22 protein-coding genes are annotated in these 21,319 nt (G+C 58.6%); 8 read left to right on the top strand and 14 right to left on the bottom strand.

Features of this window, described 5'->3' with window-relative positions; translation table 11 throughout:
• Window positions 1–197: 197 nt before the first annotated feature.
• Window positions 198–827, top strand: a complete 630-nt coding sequence (locus ACQR3R_RS18550) for a VTT domain-containing protein (protein ID WP_428274028.1) — start codon at window positions 198–200, stop codon at window positions 825–827.
• Here ACQR3R_RS18550 and ACQR3R_RS18545 read toward each other — a convergent pair.
• The gene (locus tag ACQR3R_RS18545; RefSeq protein ID WP_428274026.1) at window positions 808–2,043 is read right to left on the bottom strand and encodes a sterol desaturase family protein; all 1,236 of its coding nucleotides are present in this window, start codon (window positions 2,041–2,043) and stop codon (window positions 808–810) included. The genes ACQR3R_RS18550 and ACQR3R_RS18545 overlap by 20 nt on opposite strands.
• 115 nt (window positions 2,044–2,158) lie before the next feature.
• Here ACQR3R_RS18545 and elbB point away from each other — a divergent pair, with 115 nt between their 5' ends.
• Complete coding sequence (gene elbB / locus ACQR3R_RS18540; protein WP_428274024.1) at window positions 2,159–2,827, top strand: isoprenoid biosynthesis glyoxalase ElbB; 669 nt, start codon at window positions 2,159–2,161, stop codon at window positions 2,825–2,827.
• A 32-nt stretch (window positions 2,828–2,859) separates the two neighbouring features.
• Here elbB and ACQR3R_RS18535 read toward each other — a convergent pair whose 3' ends face one another.
• Both ACQR3R_RS18535 and ACQR3R_RS18530 read right to left on the bottom strand, forming a co-directional pair.
• A complete protein-coding gene (locus ACQR3R_RS18535; RefSeq protein WP_428274022.1) occupies window positions 2,860–3,315 on the bottom strand; it encodes a YaiI/YqxD family protein in 456 nt (151 codons plus the stop codon).
• Between the two features lie 120 nt (window positions 3,316–3,435).
• Window positions 3,436–5,334 (bottom strand): FTR1 family protein, encoded by a 1,899-nt coding sequence (locus ACQR3R_RS18530; protein ID WP_428274020.1) that lies wholly within the window; start codon window positions 5,332–5,334, stop codon window positions 3,436–3,438.
• 287 nt (window positions 5,335–5,621) lie between these two features.
• Between ACQR3R_RS18530 and ACQR3R_RS18525 the strand changes: the two genes are divergently transcribed.
• Genes ACQR3R_RS18525 through ACQR3R_RS18510 form a run of 4 tightly spaced genes read left to right on the top strand, consistent with a single transcriptional unit; the run spans window position 5,622 to window position 8,779 of the window.
• Entirely contained in the window at window positions 5,622–7,019 is a 1,398-nt protein-coding gene (locus ACQR3R_RS18525; RefSeq protein WP_428274018.1) for a COG3014 family protein, read from the top strand.
• 14 nt (window positions 7,020–7,033) lie between these two features.
• Window positions 7,034–7,405 (top strand): DUF1425 domain-containing protein, encoded by a 372-nt coding sequence (locus tag ACQR3R_RS18520; protein ID WP_428274016.1) that lies wholly within the window; start codon window positions 7,034–7,036, stop codon window positions 7,403–7,405.
• Window positions 7,406–7,444: 39 nt separating this feature from the next.
• On the top strand, window positions 7,445–8,032 hold the full coding sequence (lpoB, locus tag ACQR3R_RS18515) for a penicillin-binding protein activator LpoB (protein WP_428274014.1): 588 nt from the start codon (window positions 7,445–7,447) through the stop codon (window positions 8,030–8,032).
• Window positions 8,033–8,035: 3 nt separating this feature from the next.
• Window positions 8,036–8,779: a hypothetical protein gene (locus tag ACQR3R_RS18510; RefSeq protein ID WP_428274012.1), complete on the top strand. Its 744-nt coding sequence runs from the start codon at window positions 8,036–8,038 to the stop codon at window positions 8,777–8,779.
• 63 nt (window positions 8,780–8,842) lie between these two features.
• On the opposite strand, the gene ACQR3R_RS18505 is transcribed toward ACQR3R_RS18510, so the two are convergent.
• The 3 genes from ACQR3R_RS18505 to ACQR3R_RS18495 form a co-directional block, all read right to left on the bottom strand.
• The gene (locus ACQR3R_RS18505) at window positions 8,843–9,475 is read right to left on the bottom strand and encodes a LysE family transporter (RefSeq protein WP_428274010.1); all 633 of its coding nucleotides are present in this window, start codon (window positions 9,473–9,475) and stop codon (window positions 8,843–8,845) included.
• A gap of 224 nt (window positions 9,476–9,699) precedes the next feature.
• On the bottom strand, window positions 9,700–10,281 hold the full coding sequence (locus ACQR3R_RS18500; protein ID WP_428274008.1) for a mechanosensitive ion channel domain-containing protein: 582 nt from the start codon (window positions 10,279–10,281) through the stop codon (window positions 9,700–9,702).
• On the bottom strand, window positions 10,281–12,191 hold the full coding sequence (locus tag ACQR3R_RS18495) for an ATP-binding cassette domain-containing protein (RefSeq protein ID WP_428274006.1): 1,911 nt from the start codon (window positions 12,189–12,191) through the stop codon (window positions 10,281–10,283). Before ACQR3R_RS18495 ends, ACQR3R_RS18500 begins: the two co-directional genes overlap by 1 nt.
• Window positions 12,192–12,241: 50 nt before the next feature.
• Between ACQR3R_RS18495 and ACQR3R_RS18490 the strand changes: the two genes are divergently transcribed.
• Window positions 12,242–12,706 carry a TIGR02444 family protein gene (locus ACQR3R_RS18490; RefSeq protein WP_428274004.1) on the top strand — a complete coding sequence of 155 codons (465 nt, stop codon included), beginning with the start codon at window positions 12,242–12,244 and terminating at the stop codon, window positions 12,704–12,706.
• Here ACQR3R_RS18490 and ACQR3R_RS18485 read toward each other — a convergent pair.
• Complete coding sequence (locus ACQR3R_RS18485; protein ID WP_428274002.1) at window positions 12,703–13,908, bottom strand: AlgP family protein; 1,206 nt, start codon at window positions 13,906–13,908, stop codon at window positions 12,703–12,705. The two genes, ACQR3R_RS18490 and ACQR3R_RS18485, sit on opposite strands and share 4 nt — an antisense overlap.
• A gap of 193 nt (window positions 13,909–14,101) precedes the next feature.
• On the opposite strand from ACQR3R_RS18485, the gene ACQR3R_RS18480 reads away from it, so the two are divergent.
• A complete protein-coding gene (locus tag ACQR3R_RS18480; protein WP_428274000.1) occupies window positions 14,102–14,767 on the top strand; it encodes an FKBP-type peptidyl-prolyl cis-trans isomerase in 666 nt (221 codons plus the stop codon).
• A gap of 62 nt (window positions 14,768–14,829) precedes the next feature.
• On the opposite strand, the gene rsd is transcribed toward ACQR3R_RS18480, so the two are convergent.
• The 7 genes from rsd to ACQR3R_RS18445 form a co-directional block, all read right to left on the bottom strand.
• A complete protein-coding gene (gene rsd / locus ACQR3R_RS18475) occupies window positions 14,830–15,288 on the bottom strand; it encodes a sigma D regulator (RefSeq protein ID WP_428273998.1) in 459 nt (152 codons plus the stop codon).
• Between the two features lie 176 nt (window positions 15,289–15,464).
• Window positions 15,465–15,920: a disulfide bond formation protein B gene (locus ACQR3R_RS18470; protein ID WP_428273996.1), complete on the bottom strand. Its 456-nt coding sequence runs from the start codon at window positions 15,918–15,920 to the stop codon at window positions 15,465–15,467.
• Window positions 15,921–16,148: 228 nt separating this feature from the next.
• Window positions 16,149–17,387, bottom strand: a complete 1,239-nt coding sequence (locus ACQR3R_RS18465) for a heme biosynthesis HemY N-terminal domain-containing protein (protein WP_428273994.1) — start codon at window positions 17,385–17,387, stop codon at window positions 16,149–16,151.
• The gene (locus ACQR3R_RS18460; protein ID WP_428273992.1) at window positions 17,384–18,538 is read right to left on the bottom strand and encodes a uroporphyrinogen-III C-methyltransferase; all 1,155 of its coding nucleotides are present in this window, start codon (window positions 18,536–18,538) and stop codon (window positions 17,384–17,386) included. Before ACQR3R_RS18460 ends, ACQR3R_RS18465 begins: the two co-directional genes overlap by 4 nt.
• 16 nt (window positions 18,539–18,554) lie before the next feature.
• The gene (locus ACQR3R_RS18455) at window positions 18,555–19,322 is read right to left on the bottom strand and encodes a uroporphyrinogen-III synthase (protein WP_428273990.1); all 768 of its coding nucleotides are present in this window, start codon (window positions 19,320–19,322) and stop codon (window positions 18,555–18,557) included.
• Window positions 19,319–20,260 carry a hydroxymethylbilane synthase gene (hemC, locus tag ACQR3R_RS18450; protein WP_428273988.1) on the bottom strand — a complete coding sequence of 314 codons (942 nt, stop codon included), beginning with the start codon at window positions 20,258–20,260 and terminating at the stop codon, window positions 19,319–19,321. Before hemC ends, ACQR3R_RS18455 begins: the two co-directional genes overlap by 4 nt.
• A 137-nt stretch (window positions 20,261–20,397) precedes the next feature.
• Entirely contained in the window at window positions 20,398–21,144 is a 747-nt protein-coding gene (locus ACQR3R_RS18445) for a response regulator (protein ID WP_428273986.1), read from the bottom strand.
• Window positions 21,145–21,319 lie beyond the last annotated feature (175 nt).

Here is a 21,319-nt window from a genome sequence, read left to right as displayed (position 1 = left end):
AAGCCCGCGCTGGCAGGCGAGCGTGACAGTTATAAGCGGCCATTATGACGAACAGATGACAGTTGTGCTTAGCCCCGTTACACGTAGCCGCATTCCATTGTCATTGTAGGAATTGTTCACGTCGAGACACATTTGGACACTTTCATGAATGTGCACGAAGGGGTAGGCTGCGCGTTCATTTCGCCAGCACCCAGACAATGCTCCAACAATTTCTTCAGGAATTCGGCTACTTCGCCCTCTTTCTCGGCACGTTCTTCGAAGGCGAAACCATCCTGGTACTCGCGGGCTTCCTCGCGTTCCGCGGATACATGGACCTCAAAGTGGTCATGATCGTGGCGTTCCTCGGCAGTTACGCCGGTGATCAGCTGTGGTATTTCCTGGGGCGCAAGCACGGCCGTAAATTGCTGGCGCGCAAGCCGCGCTGGCAAATGATGGGTGATCGGGCACTGGAACACATCCGCCGGCATCCCGACATCTGGGTCCTGAGTTTCCGTTTTGTTTATGGACTGCGCACGGTAATGCCAGTGGCAATTGGCTTGTCCGGTTATCCGCCCGGCCGTTATTTGCTGCTGAACGGTATCGGCGCAGCCATCTGGGCTGCCGCGTTGGCCGCTGCTGCGTATCATTTCGGCGCGGTACTGGAAGGCATGCTCGGCAGCGTCAAAAAGTACGAGTTGTGGGTACTTGGCGCGCTGCTGCTCCTCGGCCTGGGCTTGTGGCTGCGTCGACGCTTCAAGAACGCCCGCCTGGCCAAGAAGATCTACGCCGACGAGCAAGCCTTGAAAGCCGAACAAGCCAAGGACGACACTAAGACGCCAGTCGAGTGAAGCGGTTTCTGCAACAGTAGAGACCGATACCGCTAAGTAGGCTGTAGCTGAGTACACCAACCCAGCCTACGGCGCTCGCCGGCCACAACCCGACTGTCGGCGCCAGCCAGATCAGCGGCAAGTTGGAGGCCAACCGCAGCAGCTCCAGCTTCAACGCCCACGGGCGATTCTCCAGGGCCACGCCCAACGTGAACAATCCAAGTGCCACCGCGCCCCAACCCAGTACCAATGCGGCTGTCGGCAAGCTCTGCTCCAGGTTCATCAAGTAGCTGCCCAGCGCGATATAAACGCAAAACTGCAAGGCCACGTACCACTGCTGGCGACCGTCCAGCGCTACCTCGAATTTACGAAACTGACTCAGGTCCGGTTTGCTGATCGGGTACCGGGCCGCGACATCCGCTGGCCGCCAACCGGTCGGCATGAACCAGATTCGCAGCTTGTCCCATACGCTCCCGGCACGCCGCGCATCGCTCCAAAGCTGCGCGTAAAACTGCACGTTTGCCCACAATGGATTCCAGCTCGACAGCGGCGTGGTAACACCGAAAATCACCGGCTCGTTGTCGTCTTCTTCCTGAAACGAGCCAAATAGACGGTCCCAAATAATGAACACCCCGCCGTAGTTGCGATCCATGTAAAGAGCATTTTGTGCATGGTGGGCCCGATGATTGGACGGCGTGACGAAAAACCACTCGAACCAGCCGAGCTTGGGAATGTGTTTGGTATGCACCCAGAATTGATACAGCAGATTCAGTGCGGCAACGCTGACGAATACCAGCAATGGCACGCCAAGCACCGCCATTGGCAGGTAGAAAATCCAGCTCAGCAGGAACCCGGTACTGGTCTGGCGCAGGGCCGTGGAGAGGTTGTAGTCCTCGCTTTGGTGATGCACCGAATGCGCCGCCCAGAGGATGTTGCGTTCATGCCCCATGCGGTGCAGCCAGTAGTAGCAGAAGTCATAGAGGACAAAGGCAAATACCCAGACCCACAGGCTGTCGGAGGCGAGTTCGAACAGCGCCAGATGCTTGAGGGCAAATGCATAGGTCACCAGGCCCACGCCTTTGGTCAGCAGGCCCGTGGTGGTCGACAACACGCCGGTGCTGAGGCTGTTGATGGCATCCGCTACCCGATAATTGCTCACCCCGCGCCAACGATCAGCCAGCAACTCGACGGCAATCAGCACGAAGAAAAACGGCACCGCATACAGAATGAAGTTCATGGGGCGACCTGATCGCAATCATTCAGCAAAGATTAGGTGTAGCTGCGAATTAACCCTATGGCAACGAGTGACAAATTAGTGGACATTTAACGCCATGAATCTGGAGAAAAAGCCCATGAGCAAAAAAATTGCAGTGATCCTTTCCGGCTGTGGCGTATACGACGGCGCCGAGATCCACGAAAGCGTGATCACCTTGCTGCGACTGGACCAACGCGGCGCTCAGGTTGAGTGTTTCGCACCCGACATTGCGCAGTTGCACGTGATCAATCACCTCACTGGCGAGGAAATGCCTGAGTCGCGCAATGTGCTGGTTGAATCGGCGCGGATTGCCCGGGGCAACATCAAGGACATCCGTGAAGCCAACGTCGAGGATTTCGACGCGCTCATCGTACCCGGCGGTTTCGGGGCGGCGAAAAACCTTTCCAATTTCGCCGTTGAAGGCGCTGCCTGCGCTGTACAGCCAGAGGTTCTGGCGTTGGCAGAGGCCTTCGCCGAAGCGGGTAAACCGGTCGGGCTGATCTGCATTTCGCCGGCGCTGGCTGCAAAAATCTACGGCCCGGGTGTGACCTGCACCATCGGCAACGATGCCGACACGGCGGCGGCGATGAACAAAATGGGCGCTACCCACACAGAGTGCGCCGTCGGCGATATCGTTGAAGACAAAGCGCGCAAACTGGTCAGCACCCCGGCCTACATGCTCGGACAGTCGATCGGAGAGGTAGCGACCGGCATCAACAAACTGATCGACCGCGTGCTCGAACTGACCCACGAAAACGACGCCTGACACTGTTCAACTGTAGGAGGGTTGCAGGTAATTCAGGGTTTTCGGGTCAGCCGCGTAAGGATCCGGTCCAGCGCATTGGCGAACGCCTGCTTTTCGCGGTCGCCAAACGGTGCCGGGCCGCCGCTCATCTGGCCCTGTTCACGCAGATCGGTGAACAGGTTCCGTACCGCCAAGCGGTCTCCCATGTTCTGCGCATCGAACTCCTTGCCGCGCGGGTCGAGTGCAGCAACACCCTTCTTTACCAGCCGATCAGCCAGCGGCACGTCACTGCAAATCACCAGTTCACCGGGCACCGCGTGTTCCACCAGGTAATCATCGGCGGCATCCGGGCCACTCGGCACGACGATCAGTTTGACCAGCGCCAAACCCGGTTTGATTTGCGGCTGGCCCGCCACCATCACCACTTCGAATTGGCGCTTGAGGGCGAACTTCACCACCAGATCCTTCGCCGCCCGAGGGCAAGCATCGGCATCGATCCAGACACGCATTGTTTTTTCCTTTTCCAAAAAGCATCGTCGGATCGCTGCCCGGAACTAGCTCGCCCCCCCAGGTTTTATGCAACCTTGGGGGAGCGAGCCTGCTCGCGATTGTGAGCGCAGCAAATGCCGTTAAGAAACCGGCACTCGACGCTTTTCAGCTACCCGACTGCGGCCATACAGCACGATGATCGCGAAGATAGCCACCGCCTGAGCACTCAGTGAATAGGCATCAGCGTGGATCCCCAGCCAGTCGAAGTCAAAGAACGGCACCGGCCGCGTACCGAAAATCCCGGCCTCCTGCAGCGCTTTCACGCCATGACCGGCAAACACCACCGACAACGCGCACAGCAAACCGGCATTGATGCTGAAGAACAACGCCAGTGGCAGCTTCGCCGAGCCGCGCAGGATTACCCACGCCAGCCCCACCAGCAACACCAGCGCCGTCGCACCACCCGCCAACACCGCGTCATGCCCCGCAGGTCCGGCCTGCAGCCACAAGGTTTCATAGAACAGGATCACTTCGAACAACTCGCGATAGACCGAGAAGAACGCCAGGATCGCAAACCCGAAACGACCGCCACCGCCCACCAGGCTGCTCTTGATGTAATCCTGCCAGGCCGCCGCATGACGGCGGTCATGCATCCAGACGCCGAGCCACAGCACCATGACGCTGGCAAACAACGCCGTCGCACCTTCGAGTAACTCGCGTTGCGAACCGCTGACGTCAATCACGTAAGCAGCCAACGCCCATGTCCCCAGACCGGCCAACAACGCCAAGCCCCAACCGACGTTAACGCTGCGCACCGCCGATTGTTGGCCGGTATTGCGCAGGAAGGCGAGAATCGCCGCCAGCACCAGAATTGCTTCCAGACCTTCACGCAGCAAAATCAACAAACCGGAGATAAAACTCAGGGACCAGCTCAAACCATCACTGCCCAGCAGCCCCGCAGACTCTTTCAATTTTGCCTTGGCCGTGTCCAGCCGCTGTTCGGCCTGAGCCACTGATAGCCCGTCCTGCAACGACTGACGGTACGCCATCAACGATTTTTCGGTGTCTTTGCGCACCGCTGCATCGACGTTGTCCAGAGAGCTTTCAACCAGTTCAAAGCCTTCCAGGTAAGCCGCAACCGACAAGTCATACGCCTGATCGCGGTCACCCGCACGGTAAGCGGCAATGCTCTTGTCGAGGGTGGCAGCGGTGTAATCAAGCAACTGCGCAGGCCCACGCTTGACCTGAGGCGGCTGAGCACGCTGCGCACGGAACGTCGCCGCCGCCTGCGGACCTTCGGCGGCCTGCACTTCGGCCGGCGTCTGACGGGCCAGGTCGGCAATATTGTAGGTCTTGTCGGATTTTGCTGCCGCGGGATCCGCGCTGAAGCTGGCAATGTAAGTCGCCAGGTCCCAACGCTGACGGTCATCCAACTGATCGGCGAACGCTGGCATATCGGTGCCTTCGACGCCCAGACCCAAGGTGTTGTAGATCGCGAAGAGACTCAGGTGATCGGTGCGCACTGCATCGCGAAGGTTCGCTGGAGGCGGCGTCAGACCGACAGCGGCCGGACCATCACCGGCGCCCGCCTCGCCATGGCAAACCGAACAATGCTGGGCATACAGCGGCGCACCGCGAACCGGGTCCGGGGTAATGATCGGCGCTTGACTGACTTCATAGGTCACGGCCAGTTTCGCGCCCAGTTGCCGGGCCTGGCGGGTAACGTCAGCGCCGTCCTTGCGGGCATCGACCGCGCTGCGCAGGTCACTGGCGCCTTGCTCCAGATCCGCGCGCCCAGGCGTGGCTGGCAGCTCGGCGATCACGCCCTGCAGCACGCTCAGAAACTCCTGTTGTTCGCGGTATTCGGTGTCATTGATGACCTTGCCCGCCTCGACCGATTGCGGGTAATCAGCGCCGATGTAATCAAGCAAATGCAGCGCCTTGTGTGCGTTATCAGCAGTGTCGGCCAATGCGTAGGCGCTACAGAACGCGAGCATCGGCAGTGCTAGCCACGCCAGAAATCGGGAGGGGGCGGTCATGAATCGATCTCAATGGGTAATACGAAGTAACACATTGTTCCCTTCCAGGTGATTTCACTCAAGCGTTGTCGATTGTTTCGTCCGGTGGGGCGGCAACATAGGGCATTAAAAAAATGCCATCACCAAGCCATTACACTTGTTTATACTGCCGCGCCTTCGATAGATCGAAACGGCATTTAAGCTCCTCGGTTTATGAGGAATTGGCAGGACGCCAGTCTGCGCCAATAGGTCTTAACAGCCCGACCAGCATTTCGGCTGCTAAAAATAATCAGGGAAGAAACACCTCCATGGCATCCCGCGCCTTAACTTTGATCGCGCTCAGCGCCGTCACGCTGTTGTCCGGCTGTTCAGCCTTTCGTAATTACGATTCCGAACTCGCGCAAACCAACCAGCAATTGGCCTCTGGCAATGTCGACGCCGCGCTGACCCTGCTGGAAAAGAACAACACCGGCGATGACAAAGACCTGCTCTATTACTTCGAGAAGGGTGAGCTGCTGCGTGCCAAGGGCGATTTGTCCGGCAGCCAGAACGCTTGGACCAGCGCCGATGTGGTGGTGGGCAAATGGGAAGATTCGGTCAAGCTCGATACCGATAAATACCTGGCTCAGTTCGGCAGCTTCATGGTCAACGACAAGGTTCGTCGCTATGAAGGCTATGACTATGAAAAAGTCATGCTGACCACGCAAATGGCCCTCAATCTGCTGGCAGTCAACGACTTCGACGGTGCGCGCACCGCTATCAAGAAGACCCATGAGCGTGAAGCGGTCATCGCCGACTTGCGTGACAAGGAATACCTCAAGAGCGAAGACGAGGCTGAAAAACAAGGCATCAAGACCCAGTACAAAGACTTGCAGGGTTACCCGGTCGCCAGCCTCGATGCGCCTGACGTGGTCAGCCTGAAGAACAGCTACCAAAGCGCTTTCAGCCACTACCTGGCCGGTTTCGTTTACGAGGCGCTGGGTGAAAAAGACCTCGCCGCGCCGGGTTATCGCAAGGCCGCCGAGCTGCGCCCCAACACTGCGCTGCTGGAGCAAGCGCTGGTGAATCTCGACAAGCCAAGTGGCAAGGACGAGGAAAGTGACATCCTGATCGTCGTGCAAAGCGGTCTGGCGCCCTCCCGAGACTCGATCCGTGTACCGCTGCCACTGCCTATCAGCGGCAATGTGGTGATCACTGCGCTTTCGTTCCCGATCATCAAGGCCGACACTTCCACCGCGCCGTTCGCCCAAATCGGCGTCGATGGCCAGCAACTGAACCTGACCCAACTCAACAGCACCACCGCCATGTCGCGCCGCGCCCTGCGTGACGACATGCCGGGGATCATTCTGCGCACCACGGTTCGCGCGGTAACTCGTGGCGTTGCGCAAAAGAAAATCAACGAAACCAATCCGCTCGCAGGCCTCGCGGTCGGCATTACTTCTGCCGTACTTGAAGGTGCCGACACCCGTACCTGGCGCACCCTGCCGGATAACACCCAAGTGGTGCGTCTGCGTCTGAAGAAGGGTGAGCATCAGGTCACGCTGCCAAACGCTGTCGGCGGATCGGTGGTTCGGGTCACCGTGGATCAACGCTATCAAGTGATCAGCCTGCGCGCCGTGAGTAACCAGGTGTTCGCCAGCGGCTTGGCCGCCCATGTGATCACGAGCGTTAACCCGACGGCCGTGGCCACCCTTAAACAACCTTGAGAATGGAGTCTTGTATGCGTTTCAAATTCATCGCCGTGGTTGCCCTGGCCCTGCTGGCTGGCTGCGCAACACCGCCGCCACCAGAGCCAGGCAGTGCGGCCAGCAAAGTCGTGGCCATGGGCAAGCTCAAGAACATCGTGGTCGGCGCCATGCGCGTCGCCCGGGAAAACGGCTTCATGACGGTCAACGCACAACTGAGCAACACCAGTTTCAACAACAAGACTTTCTACTACCGCTTCGCCTGGCTCGGCCCTGAAGGCTTCCCGATTGGCGATGAGGAAACCTGGAAAAGCCAGATGATGTACGGCGAACAGACCAGTTTCATTCAAGCGATTGCGCCCTCCGCCAAAGCCGTGGATTTCCGTCTGGAAATCAAGACGCCTTAAGTCACAGCCACTATTCGTTCAGTTATAGAGAGCATTCCCATGTTTTTACGCTTTTCGTTCATTGCCGTTATCGCCCTTCTGGCCAGCGGTTGCGCCAACACTTCGCCAACCCTGGGCAGCAAAAACATCAGCTATGGCGACACCAAGGCTGTAGAAACCGTGACCAACGAGTTCGGTTCCACCGACTTGCAGATGATCGCCGAAACCATGACCCGCTCCCTTGCCCAGTCTGGCATTTTGCAGGGCCGTCCAGTGGTGCAGGTTTACGACGTGAAGAACAAGACCAGCGAGTACATCGACACGCGTGAAATCACCACGAGCATCAAAACTCAGCTGATGAAAACCGGTACCGCGCGCTTCGCCAGCGACAATACCGCGATGCAAAGTCAGGTTGATCAACTGAAGCTGCAAAACCAGAGCGGCCTGTACAAGAAAGGCACTGTGGCCAAGACCGGCAACATGATCGCGGCCAAATACCGCCTCGAAGGTTCGATCAGCTCGATCGTCAAGCGCAGCGCCGACTACAAGGACGTCTTCTACAAATTCAGCCTGCAATTGATCGACGTTGAAAGCGGTCTGGCCGAGTGGATGGACGAAAAAGAGATCCGCAAGACCACGGAGCGTTAACCAATGCGTGCATGGATTGGCATGATGGCCCTGGTTTGCGCATTCAGCGCCCAAGCGGCGCCTAAAGTTGCAGTGACCGACCTGGCCTACCAGGAGCGAGTGGAGCAATACATCCACATCGTTTCGGCGCAAAGCAATTTCCAGGCAAACCGCTACAGCGCCAGTGGTTCTTCGAGCTACAACGAAATCGAAGCCACCAGCAGCTACATCGAACAAGGTGAGCTGCGTAAATTCACCGGCGACATCAAGGGTGAAATGCTGCGCTCCGGGATGTTCCAGTTAGTGCAAGGCACGCCTTACACCGCAGCGTCCAAGGGTGATGTCTATGACGTGATCAAACGCATCAAGGCCGGCAACTTCAAAGGCGCCGACTATGTGCTGTTCGGAACGGTGTCGGACATCGACTTCAACCGGGACATTAACGAACTCGCCAACACCAACAGCTATTCGGCGGTATTGGCGCTGACGCTGGTGGCAGACTTCAGCCTGATCAACACCAAAACCTTCGAAATCACCTCGGCCTTCACGGCGATGGGCGAAGGTCAGGACACCAAGTTGATGAACCATCGCGATGTTCGCATCTCGCTGAATCGCCCGCGCGTAGTCCGTGACGTGTCCAAATCGCTGGGTGAAGACGTGGCCCGCCAATTGAGCGAGCAACTCGGTGGCAACGTCAGTGAGCAACCGGGGCAAGCGCCGTTGCGCAACAACCTGCCGAGGGACACGGCGCCGGTTATTTTGCGCTGAAGCGTGTTTGCCGCAATGAAAAAGGCGACCTGAAGAGGTCGCCTTTTTTGTACCTGACCGCTTTTACATCGCCGCTTTGCGCAGCGTCGCCATGAACGCAGCCGCACCGATGAACAGGCCGGCAAAGGTTCTGTTCATACGTTTTTGTTGCTTGGGCGTGCGTAACAAACGCAGCACCTTCGACGCCAGCCCGGTGTAACCGGCCATGACGACCAGATCAACGCACACCATTGTCACGCCGATGATCAGGTACTGAGCCAGCAGCGGCGCGTGCGGGTCAATGAACTGCGGCAACACAGCCAGCATGAACACCAATGCCTTCGGGTTGCTGATGTTCACCAGGAAACCGCGAAAAACCAGTACCAGCGGTTTGCCGATCGGCCTTACCGCCGCGTTGTCGGTCATCTCGCTGGGTAGCGCGCGCCATTGCTTGACCGCCAGATAAACCAGATACGCCACGCCAAACCATTTGATCGCATAGAAAGCCGTCGCCGAGGCCGTGAGAATGGCGCCCACGCCTGCACCGACAATCGCAATTTGTACCGCCAGGCCCAGTTGCAGCCCCAATGCGTTCCAGTAACCGCGCCAGAAACCGTATTGCAGACCACTGGACATCGACGCAATGGCGCCGGCACCGGGCGACAAACTGATCACCCAGCAGGCGGCAAAAAATGCCAGCCATGTTTGAATCTCCATTGCACACCTCGACTCGGACTCGTTTCAGGTGTCTAAGCTAATGCGGCTTTGGCCGGATGACTACCGATTTTTACCGGGTGCGGGCGTCAGCCGACCAATGTTCAGGGGGACCGGCCCATTCGCCAGCAAGCCCGCGCCCACACTGATCGAGCCACTGGATAAGAAAGTGGTCAACGGTAGGAACGGGCTCGCTTACGAAGGCGGTGCGTCAGGCGAAAGAAGAACTACTTTTCAAACCCGCTGGAGGGGAATACATCCGTGCCGCGCCAACGCCGGACAGAACGCTGGAAGAACAGGCTGTTAGGCACTTGCACCATGGCGCTGCCGGTGCCGAGCTCTTCGGCTTCGATCAGTGTGGTGTACAGCAAATTGATTGCCACCACCCGGCCTTTGACGCCTGGCTTATCGGTGGTGTCTACCAACTCGACCACGTCGCCCAAACGAAACGGGCCGACAGTGAAAATCAGAATGGCGCACAACAGGTTGGAGAGCACGCTCCACATGGCGAAAAACGCCACGGCCGCTACGGCAACAAACCCCGACAGCGCGGTCCAGAGCACCGTCGCCGAGACCCCAAGCCGTTCGAGCACGAAGATCAGCGCACTGCCCATGATCAGCCAACGCAAGCCTCCGCGCAGCGGCATCAGCAACTGCGGCGGAAACGGATAACGCTCGCCCAACCGGGTCAGGCATTTGGCGACGAAGCGCTGAGCGAAGTAGCCCGCCAATAGAATCAGCAGGATCTGTACGCCGAGCCAGATTGGCTCGACCCACATTGCCGGCAGCGGCAATTTGAAAGCGTCCATCAGGACAACGCCTCCAACTCCGCCTGCATGCTTTCAAGCAGTTCCAGAGCTTCCATCCAGGCCTCTTCCAGCTCTGCTTCACGCACCTTCAGCTTGGCTTGTTCAGCCAGCAGATCACGCAACTCATTCTTGCGTGCAGGTTCGTAAATATCACTGTCGCCCAGACTGGTATCGATTTTCGCCAGCTTTTCGTGCAGCTTGCCCAACTCGGCTTCCAGCTTGTCGGCTTCACGTTTGTGCGGCGCCAGTTGCTGACGCAACGCCGCTGCAGCCTGACGCTGAGCCTTCTTGTCAGTCTTGTCAGGATTAACCGGTGTATTGCTGACCGGGGCATTGCGCTGACGATATTCGACCAGCCAGCGGGTGTAGTCTTCCAGGTCGCCGTCGAACTCCTCGACCTTGCCGTCCGCCACCAGATAGAAATTGTCGGTGGTGCTTTTGAGCAAATGACGATCGTGGGACACGACCAGTACCGCACCACTGAACTCCTGCAGGGCCATGGTCAGAGCCAGGCGCATTTCAAGGTCCAGGTGGTTGGTCGGTTCGTCGAGCAGTAACAGGTTCGGTCGGCCCCAAGCGATCAGTGCCAGTGCCAGGCGAGCCTTTTCGCCACCGGAGAAGTTCAGCACCGGTTCGTCGATGCGCGCACCACGAAAGTCGAAACCGCCGAGGAAGTCGCGCAGGGTCTGCTCACGCTCGGTCGGCGCCAAGCGCTGCATGTGCAGCAACGGGCTGGCCTTGGAGTCGAGGGAATCGAGTTGATGCTGGGCGAAGTAGCCAACCACGGTGTTTTCGCCACGGGTCAGGCGACCGGACAACGGCTGCAGCTCACCGGCAAGGTTTTTGATCAGGGTCGATTTACCGGCACCGTTGGGACCGAGCAAACCGATGCGTGCGCCAGGGGTCAGTTGCAGCTTGACCTTCTCCAGCACCGCGCGCTCGCCATAACCCAGGCGAGCGTCGGAGATATCAATCAACGGGCTGGAGATCTTGTGTGATTCGCGGAAAACGAAGTCGAACGGCGAATCGACGTGGGCAGCCGACAGCTCTTCCATCCGCTCCAGGGCCTTGATGCGGCTCTGCGCCTGACGGGCCTTGGTGGCCTGAGCCTTGAAGCGGGCGATGTAGCTTTCCATGTGCGCACGTTGCGCCTGTTGCTTCTCGTAGGCCTGTTGTTGCTGGGCCAGACGTTCGGCGCGGGCGCGTTCGAAGGCGCTATAACCACCGCGATACAGAGTGATCTTGCGCTGGTCGACATGAGCCACGTGATCAACCACAGCGTCGAGGAAATCCCGGTCGTGGGAAATCAGCATCAAGGTGCCGGGGTAACTTTTGAGCCAGTCTTCGAGCCAGATGATGGCGTCGAGGTCCAAGTGGTTGGTCGGTTCGTCGAGCAGCAGCAGGTCCGATGGACACATCAAGGCCTGCGCCAGGTTCAGACGCATCCGCCAGCCACCAGAGAAATCACCGACCTGACGGTCCATCTGATCGTTGGTAAACCCGAGGCCCGCGAGCAGCTTGCGCGCCCGGGCATCCGCGGTGTAACCATCGGCGCTGTCGAGTTCTGCGTGCAAGCGGGCCTGAGCGGCACCGTCATGCGCTGCTTCGGCCGCGGCAAGGTCTCGTTGCACCTCGCGCAACCGCAGGTCACCATCGAGCACATAGTCGACCGCAACGCGTTCGAGCGTGTCGATCTCCTGGCGCATGTGGGCGATGCGCCAGTCGCCCGGCAGCAAGCAGTCACCCGAGTCCGGGTGCAGGTCACCCAGAAGCAAGGCGAACAGGCTCGATTTGCCGGCGCCATTGGCACCGATGAGGCCGGCTTTGTGGCCGGCGTGCAGGGTCAGCTCGGCGTCTTCTAGCAGACGTTGCGGGCCACGCTGTAAAGTCAGGTTCTGAAGTCGAATCATAATGGCGGCGGAGTCTACCAGCTTCGCTCGCAACTAGCGCGAGTAGCACTATGTCCTCTGACCTGTGGAGCTTTTCCATCACCACCTACGCACTACCCGACGTTGAACGGGCCTGCCTGCAATTACAGTCAGCGGGAATCAACGTGTGCCTGTTGCTTTGTGGAATGTGGCTGGAAAAACAAGGGGTGGCCTTTAGCGCGCATCGACTACAGCAGCTAGGTAGCCTGGCCGAAGCCTGGGACGCGGATGTTGTACAACCGCTAAGGACATTGCGCACGCGATGGAAAACCGTCGCGCAAGAAGATCAGGCACTGAATGCGCTGCGCGAGAAAGTAAAGTCTCTGGAACTGGAAGCCGAACGACATTTGCTGTTGCGGCTGGAACGATTGGCGCAGAGCTGGCCACGTGATGAAGCAAACGATCTATCGACCTGGCTGGAAGGTATAGCGGCGGGCGCCGCCAACCTTGACCGCGACGCGCTGCATCAGCTGCGCGTCGCGATCACCAACGCTTAAGAAGCGCTGGTTGGGGTGCTGCTGACGCTCGACACATTCGCCGGCGATGCCGCTGGCGTGGTTGTCGAGGCGCTCGCGGCAGGTGCCGACTGCGCTGGCGATGCTGGGGTAGCCGGTTTGGCAACCGGTGCAGCAGCGGGTTTAGCAGCAGCAGGCTTGGCTGCAACTGGCTTTTTCACGGCTGGTTTTGCAGCAGGCTTGGCAGCGGGTTTAGCCGCGACTGGCTTGGCAGCAGGTTTGGCTGCAGCCGGTTTGGCAGCGCTGGCGGTGGCCGGTTTGGCAGTTGCTGCAGGCTTGGCCGAAGCAGGTTTGGCGGGTGCTTTTGCAGCAGGTTTAGCGGCTGGCTTAGCCACAGCTTTGACCGCTGGTTTAGCAGCAACAGCTTTGGCGGCTGGCTTGGCAGCAGGTTTGGCGGCTGCAGTTTTTGCTGCTGGCTTAGCGGCTGGCTTGGCAGCGGTTTTCGCAGCTGGTTTCGCAGCAGCTTTTGCCGCAGGTTTGGCAGCTGGTTTTGCAGCTGGTTTTGCAGCAGCTTTCGCCACTGGTTTGGCAGCGGCTGTTTTTGCTGCAGCAGGCTTCGCGGCCGCTGTTTTTGCAGCAACAGGTTTGGCTGCTGCAGGCTTGGTGGCTGCCGGTTTAGCGGCTGGCTTCGCAGCGCTGGCTGCGACTGGTTTTTTCGCTGCAGGTTTGGCGGCTGCTTTGGCAGGCGCTTTTTTGGCAGGTGCTGCTGCAGGCTTGGCCGGTGCTTTTACGGCCGCAGGTTTAGCTGCAGCTTTCTTGGCAGGGGCCGCAGCAGGCTTGGCTGAACGCAGGGACAGCGCCTTGCCGACAGCTTCTTGTACACGACCAACACCCTGGGCCAGTTTCAGGCTTTCTTGAGCATCGCGTTTGAGTTGCACAATGTAGGTACGAGTCTCGGACTGACGATCCTTGAGGGCATCGAGCAAGTCCTCCAGTTCTTTCACCGCGCCTTTGGCTTTGGTCTGCGCCTTGGCCTTACCGGCCGACGCAGCACCTTGCAATTTGGTACGGGATTTGTGCAGTTTTTCCTGTGCTTTTCCGCGCTGCTTCTCGAGCTTGGCGAGCAGTTTTTCAGCATCAGCCAAGGCTTGCGAACAAGCGGTTTCCAAATGCTCGAGCAAGCTGCCCGAGAGTTGTTGGAGTAAGTGCAACGGAGTATTTACAGGCTTCTTGGTGGCCGACATGGTTTACCTCCTGGCTGACGTGAGTGCGGCTCATACTAGACCTCTGCTGCTACCGCCGCTAGGTCATGTTGACAGTATCGAATGCGCTGCGTTGCAACGAATTGAAAACTCTTCTTCGCCAAGGCGAAACCAGTTCACCGTTGAGCGCTTTCACACTGGCATAATCCGGCACATCTCAGGTCGGAGAGCGCCCATGTCGCGTTACCTTTTTTTATCGCTGTGCATGTTTTTTCCAGTGGCTCATGCCGACGAAAAATCCCCCGCAAATGATCCTCACAATCTCGCTTACAGCTTGGGCGCAAGTCTTGGCGAGCGTCTGCGCCAGGAGGTTCCCGACCTGCAATTGCAGGCATTGCTCGATGGTTTGCAGCAAGCCTATCAAGGTAAACCGCTGGCATTGAGCGACGCACAGATCGAACAAATCCTTGCCGACCATGAAGCGCAGATCGCAGAGCAACCGGCCATGCCACAGAGCGAAGTGGCGCTCGCAAAAGAGCAGCGCTTTCTCACTGAAGAAAAAGCCAAGCCTGGGGTTCGTGAGCTCGCAGATGGAATTTTGCTGACGGAGTTAACGGCGGGTAATGGCGCGAAGGCCGGTCCGAATGGCAAAGTTCAAGTGCTGTATATCGGTCGTTTACCCGACGGCACCGTGTTCGATCAGAACAGCCAACCGCAGTGGTTCAGCCTCGACAGTGTGATCACTGGCTGGCGCACTGCTCTGCAAAACATGCCGGTCGGCGCAAAATGGCGACTGGTGATTCCATCGGCCCAAGCCTATGGCGCCGACGGTGCCGGCGACTTGATCGCGCCATTTACTCCGCTGGTATTTGAAGTCGAATTGCGCGGCGCGACGAGCTAAATACCGGACACAAAAAACGGCGCGCATAGCGCACCGTTTTTGAGGTCTTGCACAGAAGAGATTCAGGCTTGAACCGAATCCTCTTCCTTGTGAGCCGTGTGCAGCACTTCGATCAAGCAGTCTTCGAGTTCGAAGCGCTCATGCAACAGACCGCCAAGCTTCTTGAATTCGTCGGCGACGCACTTGCCAGCATCGCAAAGGTCATTGAACGCCAGCAGTTTCTCGGTAATGACATCGATCCGTGGATAGATCGTCTCGGCCAGTTTCAGGCCTCGCTCGTCATTGAAAGCCTTGGCTTCCCCTGTCAGCTGTTCATAGATTTCGAAATGCCCGGCAGACACGTAATCAACCAGCACCCCGCAAAATTCCTGCAGCGGCTTTCGGTCTTCGCCCAGCGCCTCAGGCTTGGCGCCGAGAGCATCATAGGCCCGAACCAGTTCGTGACGCTCCTGCAACCAGCGATCGATCAGCAGATGCACTCCACCCCAGCGTTCCTGAGCATTCTGACAACTTTCGAGCATGGTGATCTCTCTTCCCTTGTGGGCATGCTGCTCTACACCTGCGCGCACTTGAAAATCAAGAATCGGCCAGGCAGAGCGTCATTCGAGCAACATAATTCCAATGACACGTGCGGGCCAGATTATGCCCGCGCGACAATGGCTTCAAGGTACGCAGGAGATAAAGTTCATACAAGTGTTTAATCGCCTGCCACTGCGCGGTGCGACGGTTCGCCGCTGAGCGGTCGCTGACAAGCGATCCGAACCAGGCGCAGCAACTGGCAAACGCTTAGGGTCAGTAGGCCAACGAAGAGCAACAGGCTCCACTCGGGAATGCTCAGGTCGACCATCGTCCAGGAAATGTCCACTGCGTCGGGAACGCTTTGCGATAACACCTGCCGCGCCGCCGCCACCGTACCTCCCACGCTGCAAAACAGGCCGAGCAGCCAGTACACGAAGGAGCCGATATCGCCAGGCCCATGCACTGAAGCCAACAGGCAAACACCGGCAAATAATGCGAGGCATATCCGCTGCAACAGGCATAACGCGCAAGGTTCGAAGCCGATGACATATTCCAGATAATAGGAGACGCCCAACGCCAAAGCAGTTGCAGCGAAAGCCGTGAAAAACAAGGAGCGAGAGCAGGCCAAAGACATGGCTTTTCCGAGACAGTGGAGACAGGCCGTTACGGTAGAGGAAAGCGCGCCAGCGTTTCAAGACGGGCTGACAGGGACACTTCAACAGAAGCGTAGGGAAATCCCGACAGAATCGAGAGGATCAGGTGTAATCCTTTGTAGGACTCTGCCGAAGACAGCTGACGAAAGAGGAAAATTGGTAGTTTAGAGCTGCTTTCAGGCTGAGTGAGCAAGTCCCTCAGCCTGAAATCAAGCGTATACCGGCGCCGGCAATGGAGCCGCCAGTAACCGCTCATCCAACAATCCGAGGCCTTCCTGAAACAACTGATTACTGCGCTCGGTATCGCCCAATTGCGCCAGCAATCGAGCCAGCTCCGCACAGGCTTCCGGATTGCGCTGCACTCGCAGGCTACTTTCCAGATAGTCGCGCGCCTTGCCCCACAAGCTGCTTTGCAAACAGAGACGACCCAGTGTCAGCAGCAAGCTTGGGTCAGCGGGATGATCCTTGAGCCAGCCTTCCGCGGTTTGAAGCTGGCGCGCGGGATCACTGCCCCGAACCAGTCCGTAGAGACGCGCCAGGTGGCTGTCGTAATTGCGCTTGAGCGCTGTGCGCAGCACTTCCTCGGCCTCGACCTGAGCCCCTAACTGGCGAAGTTGCTCGGCGTAGGCAAGCACCAATTGCGGCTCTTGGCGCTGCGCAGAACTGAGTTGCTGCCAAGCCCGGTTCAGCGATTGCAAACCGACCGCGCCGTCCTCCTCCTGATGCGCCGCCAAGGAAAGATTTTCACCCCAGGCGCGGCGCTCCAGCTCCGACAGCTCGGCGGGTGGAAGCACCTTGTCCTTACGCAACTCCGGCAACAGGCGAATGACCGCCGACCAATCACCGCGCTGCTGATGCAGACGCTGCAACTGGCGAAGCGTCTGTACGTTATGCGGATGACGCTCGTGCATGGCCTGCAAGGTTGCCAAGGCGCCTTCGGTATCACCACGATCGGTTTGCAATTGAGCGTGACTAAGGGCAATCGCTAATTCGGCTTGAGGCTGGCGCTCTAATGCGCGCTCCAGAAGATTGTCGCTTTCTTCGTAGTGACCTTGCTCATTCGCCGCCCGAGCGGCCCCAAGGTAGTACAGCAGTGGCTGGCGCTCCGCCTCAGCCGCCCGGTGCAAGTGGCGCTGTGCGCTGGCCCAACGGCCTTCGGCAAGGTCCAGCTGACCGTGTTCGATAGCCGTTTGTACGCGTCGGCTGCGATTGCGTCGCGACCAGGGATTGACCACGCCACTTGAAGCCATGACCAATTCGATCAATGCCTTGATGCCCCAGAAGATCAGCCACAGGACCGCGACCAATGCCAGGGTGGCCCAAAGGCTGGATTCGAAGCGGAAACTTTTGTAGGCAATCAACACGTAGCCAGAATGCTCGGCTATAGCCAGCCCCAACGCAGCCGCAGCGGCGATGACCAAAAACACAATCACGTACAGACGCTTCATGGCGTGGGCTCCTGCGCAGTGTCGGCGGCAGGCTTGGCCATCGGCTTGATCGAGTCTTCGGCATTGACATTACGCCGCTCCAGATAACCCTGAACAGCGCTCAATGTGGCAGTCAGGTCTGGAGTAATCACGGTGACGGGCTGCTTGCTCAACTCGCCAACCTGTTCAAGCATCACCTTGCTCTGCGGGTTGTCCGGGTTGAAATTGCCTTTGAGTACATCGCGCGCCTCGCTCAGCGCCTGGGTATAAACCTCGGCCTGACCATTGAGTGCGGCCCATTGCGCCTGCTCAAGCGCCAGGCTCAGGGCAAGGCGTACCTGGCTCAGACTCTGGCCAGCGAGCAACGGACGGACATTTTTATCGGCATTGAAATCAATGCGGATGTAGCGCGAGATTTGATCCCACCATTGCGCCCAACGACTGGCGCCATCGCCATCAGCGGTCAGCCCCAACAGTGATTCACCCCGGTCCTTGTACTCAGGCGCCAGCTCCGTGAGATTGATGACTTGATCTCGCAATGCGCCGAGGCGCAGGAAGAGCCCGGTGCGATCTGGCTGTTCGGTGCTGCGCAACGCGACCAGCGTTTTGGCCACTTGCTCGCGGGCAGCAAATGAACCCGGGTCATTTTGTTCTCGAAGGATTTCATCCGCGCCCTGCACCAAGGCTTGAGCACTGCTGATGTCTTGCAAAGCGGAAAGGCGCAGGCTGGCAAGACGCAGCAGATGCTCGGCCTCCGCCAAGCGCCAGTCTTTACGACTCGCACCCAGGACCGTTTCCAGACGCTGATTCAAACGCTGCTGATCACCCTGCAACTGAGTGACCAACCGGCTGCGCGCGTCCAGTTCCTCGGCGGGAGGCAGTTGCTCAAGGCGCGCACTCAGGCGTTGCTCATTGAGCTTGAGGCTCTGCGCTTGATCATTCAGCGCCTGCATCTGACTCAGTTGCTGCTGGTTATTGGCTTGCAGGTGACGCACCTGCCAGACACCCCAGCCGCCAACGGCAATACCGGCGGCGCCCAGCAACAGTGCGACGATTGCCAGCCCATTGCCTCGGCGCTGCGCTGTAGCGGGTGGCACGGTTTCAGCAGTTGATTCAACCGGCGCCACAGGCACGGGCTGAACGTCATCTTTTGGCAAGGCTGTTTCGCTCACGTATCCATCCTTTGCATTAGAGAACGGGTTCGGGATGCTCCCGCAACGCCGTCAGCAAAGCCGCGGCACTCGCGCCACGGCAATCCACAACTGTTTGGGCACCGGCGGCACGTGCCAGCTCGGCGACCCTTGGGCTTGGCACAAACAACGGCAACTTTGCCCATTGCGGCCATGCATCGCCAGCCAAGTGGCGCAGATGCTCAAAACCCTGTCCACTGCTGACCACCAGCCCGTTCAAGCGTTCCGCCTGAATCTGCTCAGCTAACACAGCCTGTGGGTAGTCGGGCAAGCCGCGACGGTACAACTCCAGATAGTCGACACTAGCACCAAGCTCACGCAAACGCTCAGAGAGCCACTCACGGCCACCCTCCCCGCGCATGATCAACACGCGCGGATCAGGCCCGGCGATAGCCTCGCGCAAGCCTGGATGTCGAAGTAACGCCTCACTGTCGTCGCCTTCTACCGGGAAGCTGACGTCCAGGCCACGCGCTTCGAGAATCTGCGCCGTTGCTGCGCCCACGCTGAACCACTTCTGGCGCGGGGCCAGCGGGCAGTATCGAGTGATAAGTTCGACCGCGATTCGTGCGGCAGGCTTGCTGACCACAATCACTGCACAAAAATGATCCAGCGCCTGAATCACTGTGCGCATTGCATCAGAGACCGGGACCGGTTCTATTTCCAGAAGCGGCAAACTGCTGCTGAAAATGCCTGCCTCGGCCAATACAAGGGCCAGCGCCGCCGATTCATCGGCAGGACGCGTCAGCAACAAGCGCCAACCTGTCACTCGTGACCTGCCTCGCCGTACACCGCTCTGAGAATATCGCCGGCGCCCTGGCCAAGCAGGTCTTCGGCAACCTGCACGCCCAATGCCTCGGCATCCCGATGCGGTGCTCGCGCCTCGGCGCTCAGCAATAAGCCGCCGCTCGGATCGCCCACCAAACCCCGTAACCAGATTTGCTCGCCTTCAAGCACGGCATAGCAGGCAATCGGCACTTGGCAGCCGCCGTTCAGGTGTTTGTTGAGAGCACGTTCGGCACTGACGCGAATGGCAGTGTCGTGGTGATGCAGCGGCGCGAGCAAGGCATGGATTTCGCTGTCGACACTGCGACACTCGACGCCAACGGCACCTTGGCCACCGGCGGGCAAGCTGTCGTCAACGCTGATTGCCGAGGTGATGCGATCTTCGAAGCCCAGTCGAATCAAACCCGCGGCGGCGAGGATAATGGCGTCGTACTCGCCGGCGTCGAGCTTGGCCAGGCGCGTGTTGACGTTGCCCCGCAGGAAGCGGATTTCCAGGTCCGGGCGGCGCGTCAACAATTGAGCCTGCCGGCGCAGGCTGGAAGTGCCGACGATGCTGCCCGCCGGTAACTCATCAAGGCTGGAGTAATTATTGGAAACGAAGGCGTCGCGTGGGTCTTCACGCTCGCAGATGCAGAAAAGTCCGAGGCCCTCGGGGAAGTCCATCGGTACATCCTTCATGGAATGCACAGCGATATCGGCTTCGTTTTCCAGTAGCGCCGTTTCCAGCTCCTTGACGAACAGGCCCTTGCCGCCAATTTTCGACAACGGCGAGTCGAGCAGCTTGTCGCCGCGACTGACCATAGGCACCAAAGTCACGAGCAGACCCGGATGGGCCTCTTCCAGACGGGCTTTGACGTATTCGGCCTGCCACAGGGCGAGAGCACTTTTGCGGGTGGCGATGCGGATTTCGCGAGAGGACATGGATCAATCCGTACTGAATAGATACGGCGGATAATAACAGCTCAGCCAAATCCACTTTGACTTGTATCAGAAACTGCGTGGCCTCCCTGGCCTTGGATGTCCGGTAAATGGCGGTGAAAATCGCTGTGAGTGCCGAGTTAAAGCTGTTGCATCATTTTGCGTACGCCGGCCACATGACGCCGACTGACAATCAGGGCATCGCCATTCAAGCCTTTGAGAAATAGCTGAAAATGGCCCAAAGGTGTGCGTTGCAAGCGTTCTATTCGTTCACGAGCGACCAGAGCATTGCGGTGGATACGCACAAAACGGTCGCCGAATTCATCTTCAAGCGCCTTCAACGGCTCATCAAGCAGCACTTCGCCGCCCTCGTGGCGCAAGGTCACGTATTTGTGATCGGCGATAAAATAGACCACCTGATCCAACGGGATGAGTTCAATGCCTTTACGGGTTCGGGCACTGATGTGGCTGCGCGGACCGCTACCGGTCTCGGCGGCAGGACGAGTGAGGGCCGCGAGCTGGACCCGATTGGGGCGCTCGGCCTTTTTCAAAGCTTCATGCAACAGTTCTGTTCGCACAGGTTTCACCAGATAGCCTACGGCGCTAGCCTGAAGGGCTTCCACGGCAAATTCATCGGGGCCTGTGCAAAACACCACGGCGGGTGGGGTTTCGCGTTCGCACAATCGCGCAGCCACTTGCAAGCCATCAAGGCCTGGCATGCGGATATCGAGCAGCACGATATCCGGTTTATGGCTGTCGATCAGTGCCAACGCCTCTTCGCCGTTCGTGGCGCCGGGCTCCAGGACACTGTATCCCTCGAGTTCGCCGACCATTCGGCTCAGGCGCTCGCGGGCCAAGGGTTCGTCATCAACGATCAGGACATTCATATTGCGCTGGATTCCTGCGTGAGTCTCGCACAAGGATAGCGTAGACAGGTGAAGTGACGTCCGTCACCGCGATCCACGCTAAGACTAGCGCGAGGGCCAAAAAGTGCCGCCAGAGCGACGGCTAAATTTTCATTTGCCGGGCAATTGGCGGCCCGGGCCCGCATTGGCGAGGCGT

It is taken from the genome of Gordonia sp. IEGM753 (assembly GCF_050321825.1).
Classification (GTDB): Bacteria; Pseudomonadota; Gammaproteobacteria; order Pseudomonadales; family Pseudomonadaceae; genus Aquipseudomonas.
Note: the sequence above shows the minus strand (reverse complement) of the source record. Positions and strands in the feature narration are given on the sequence as shown.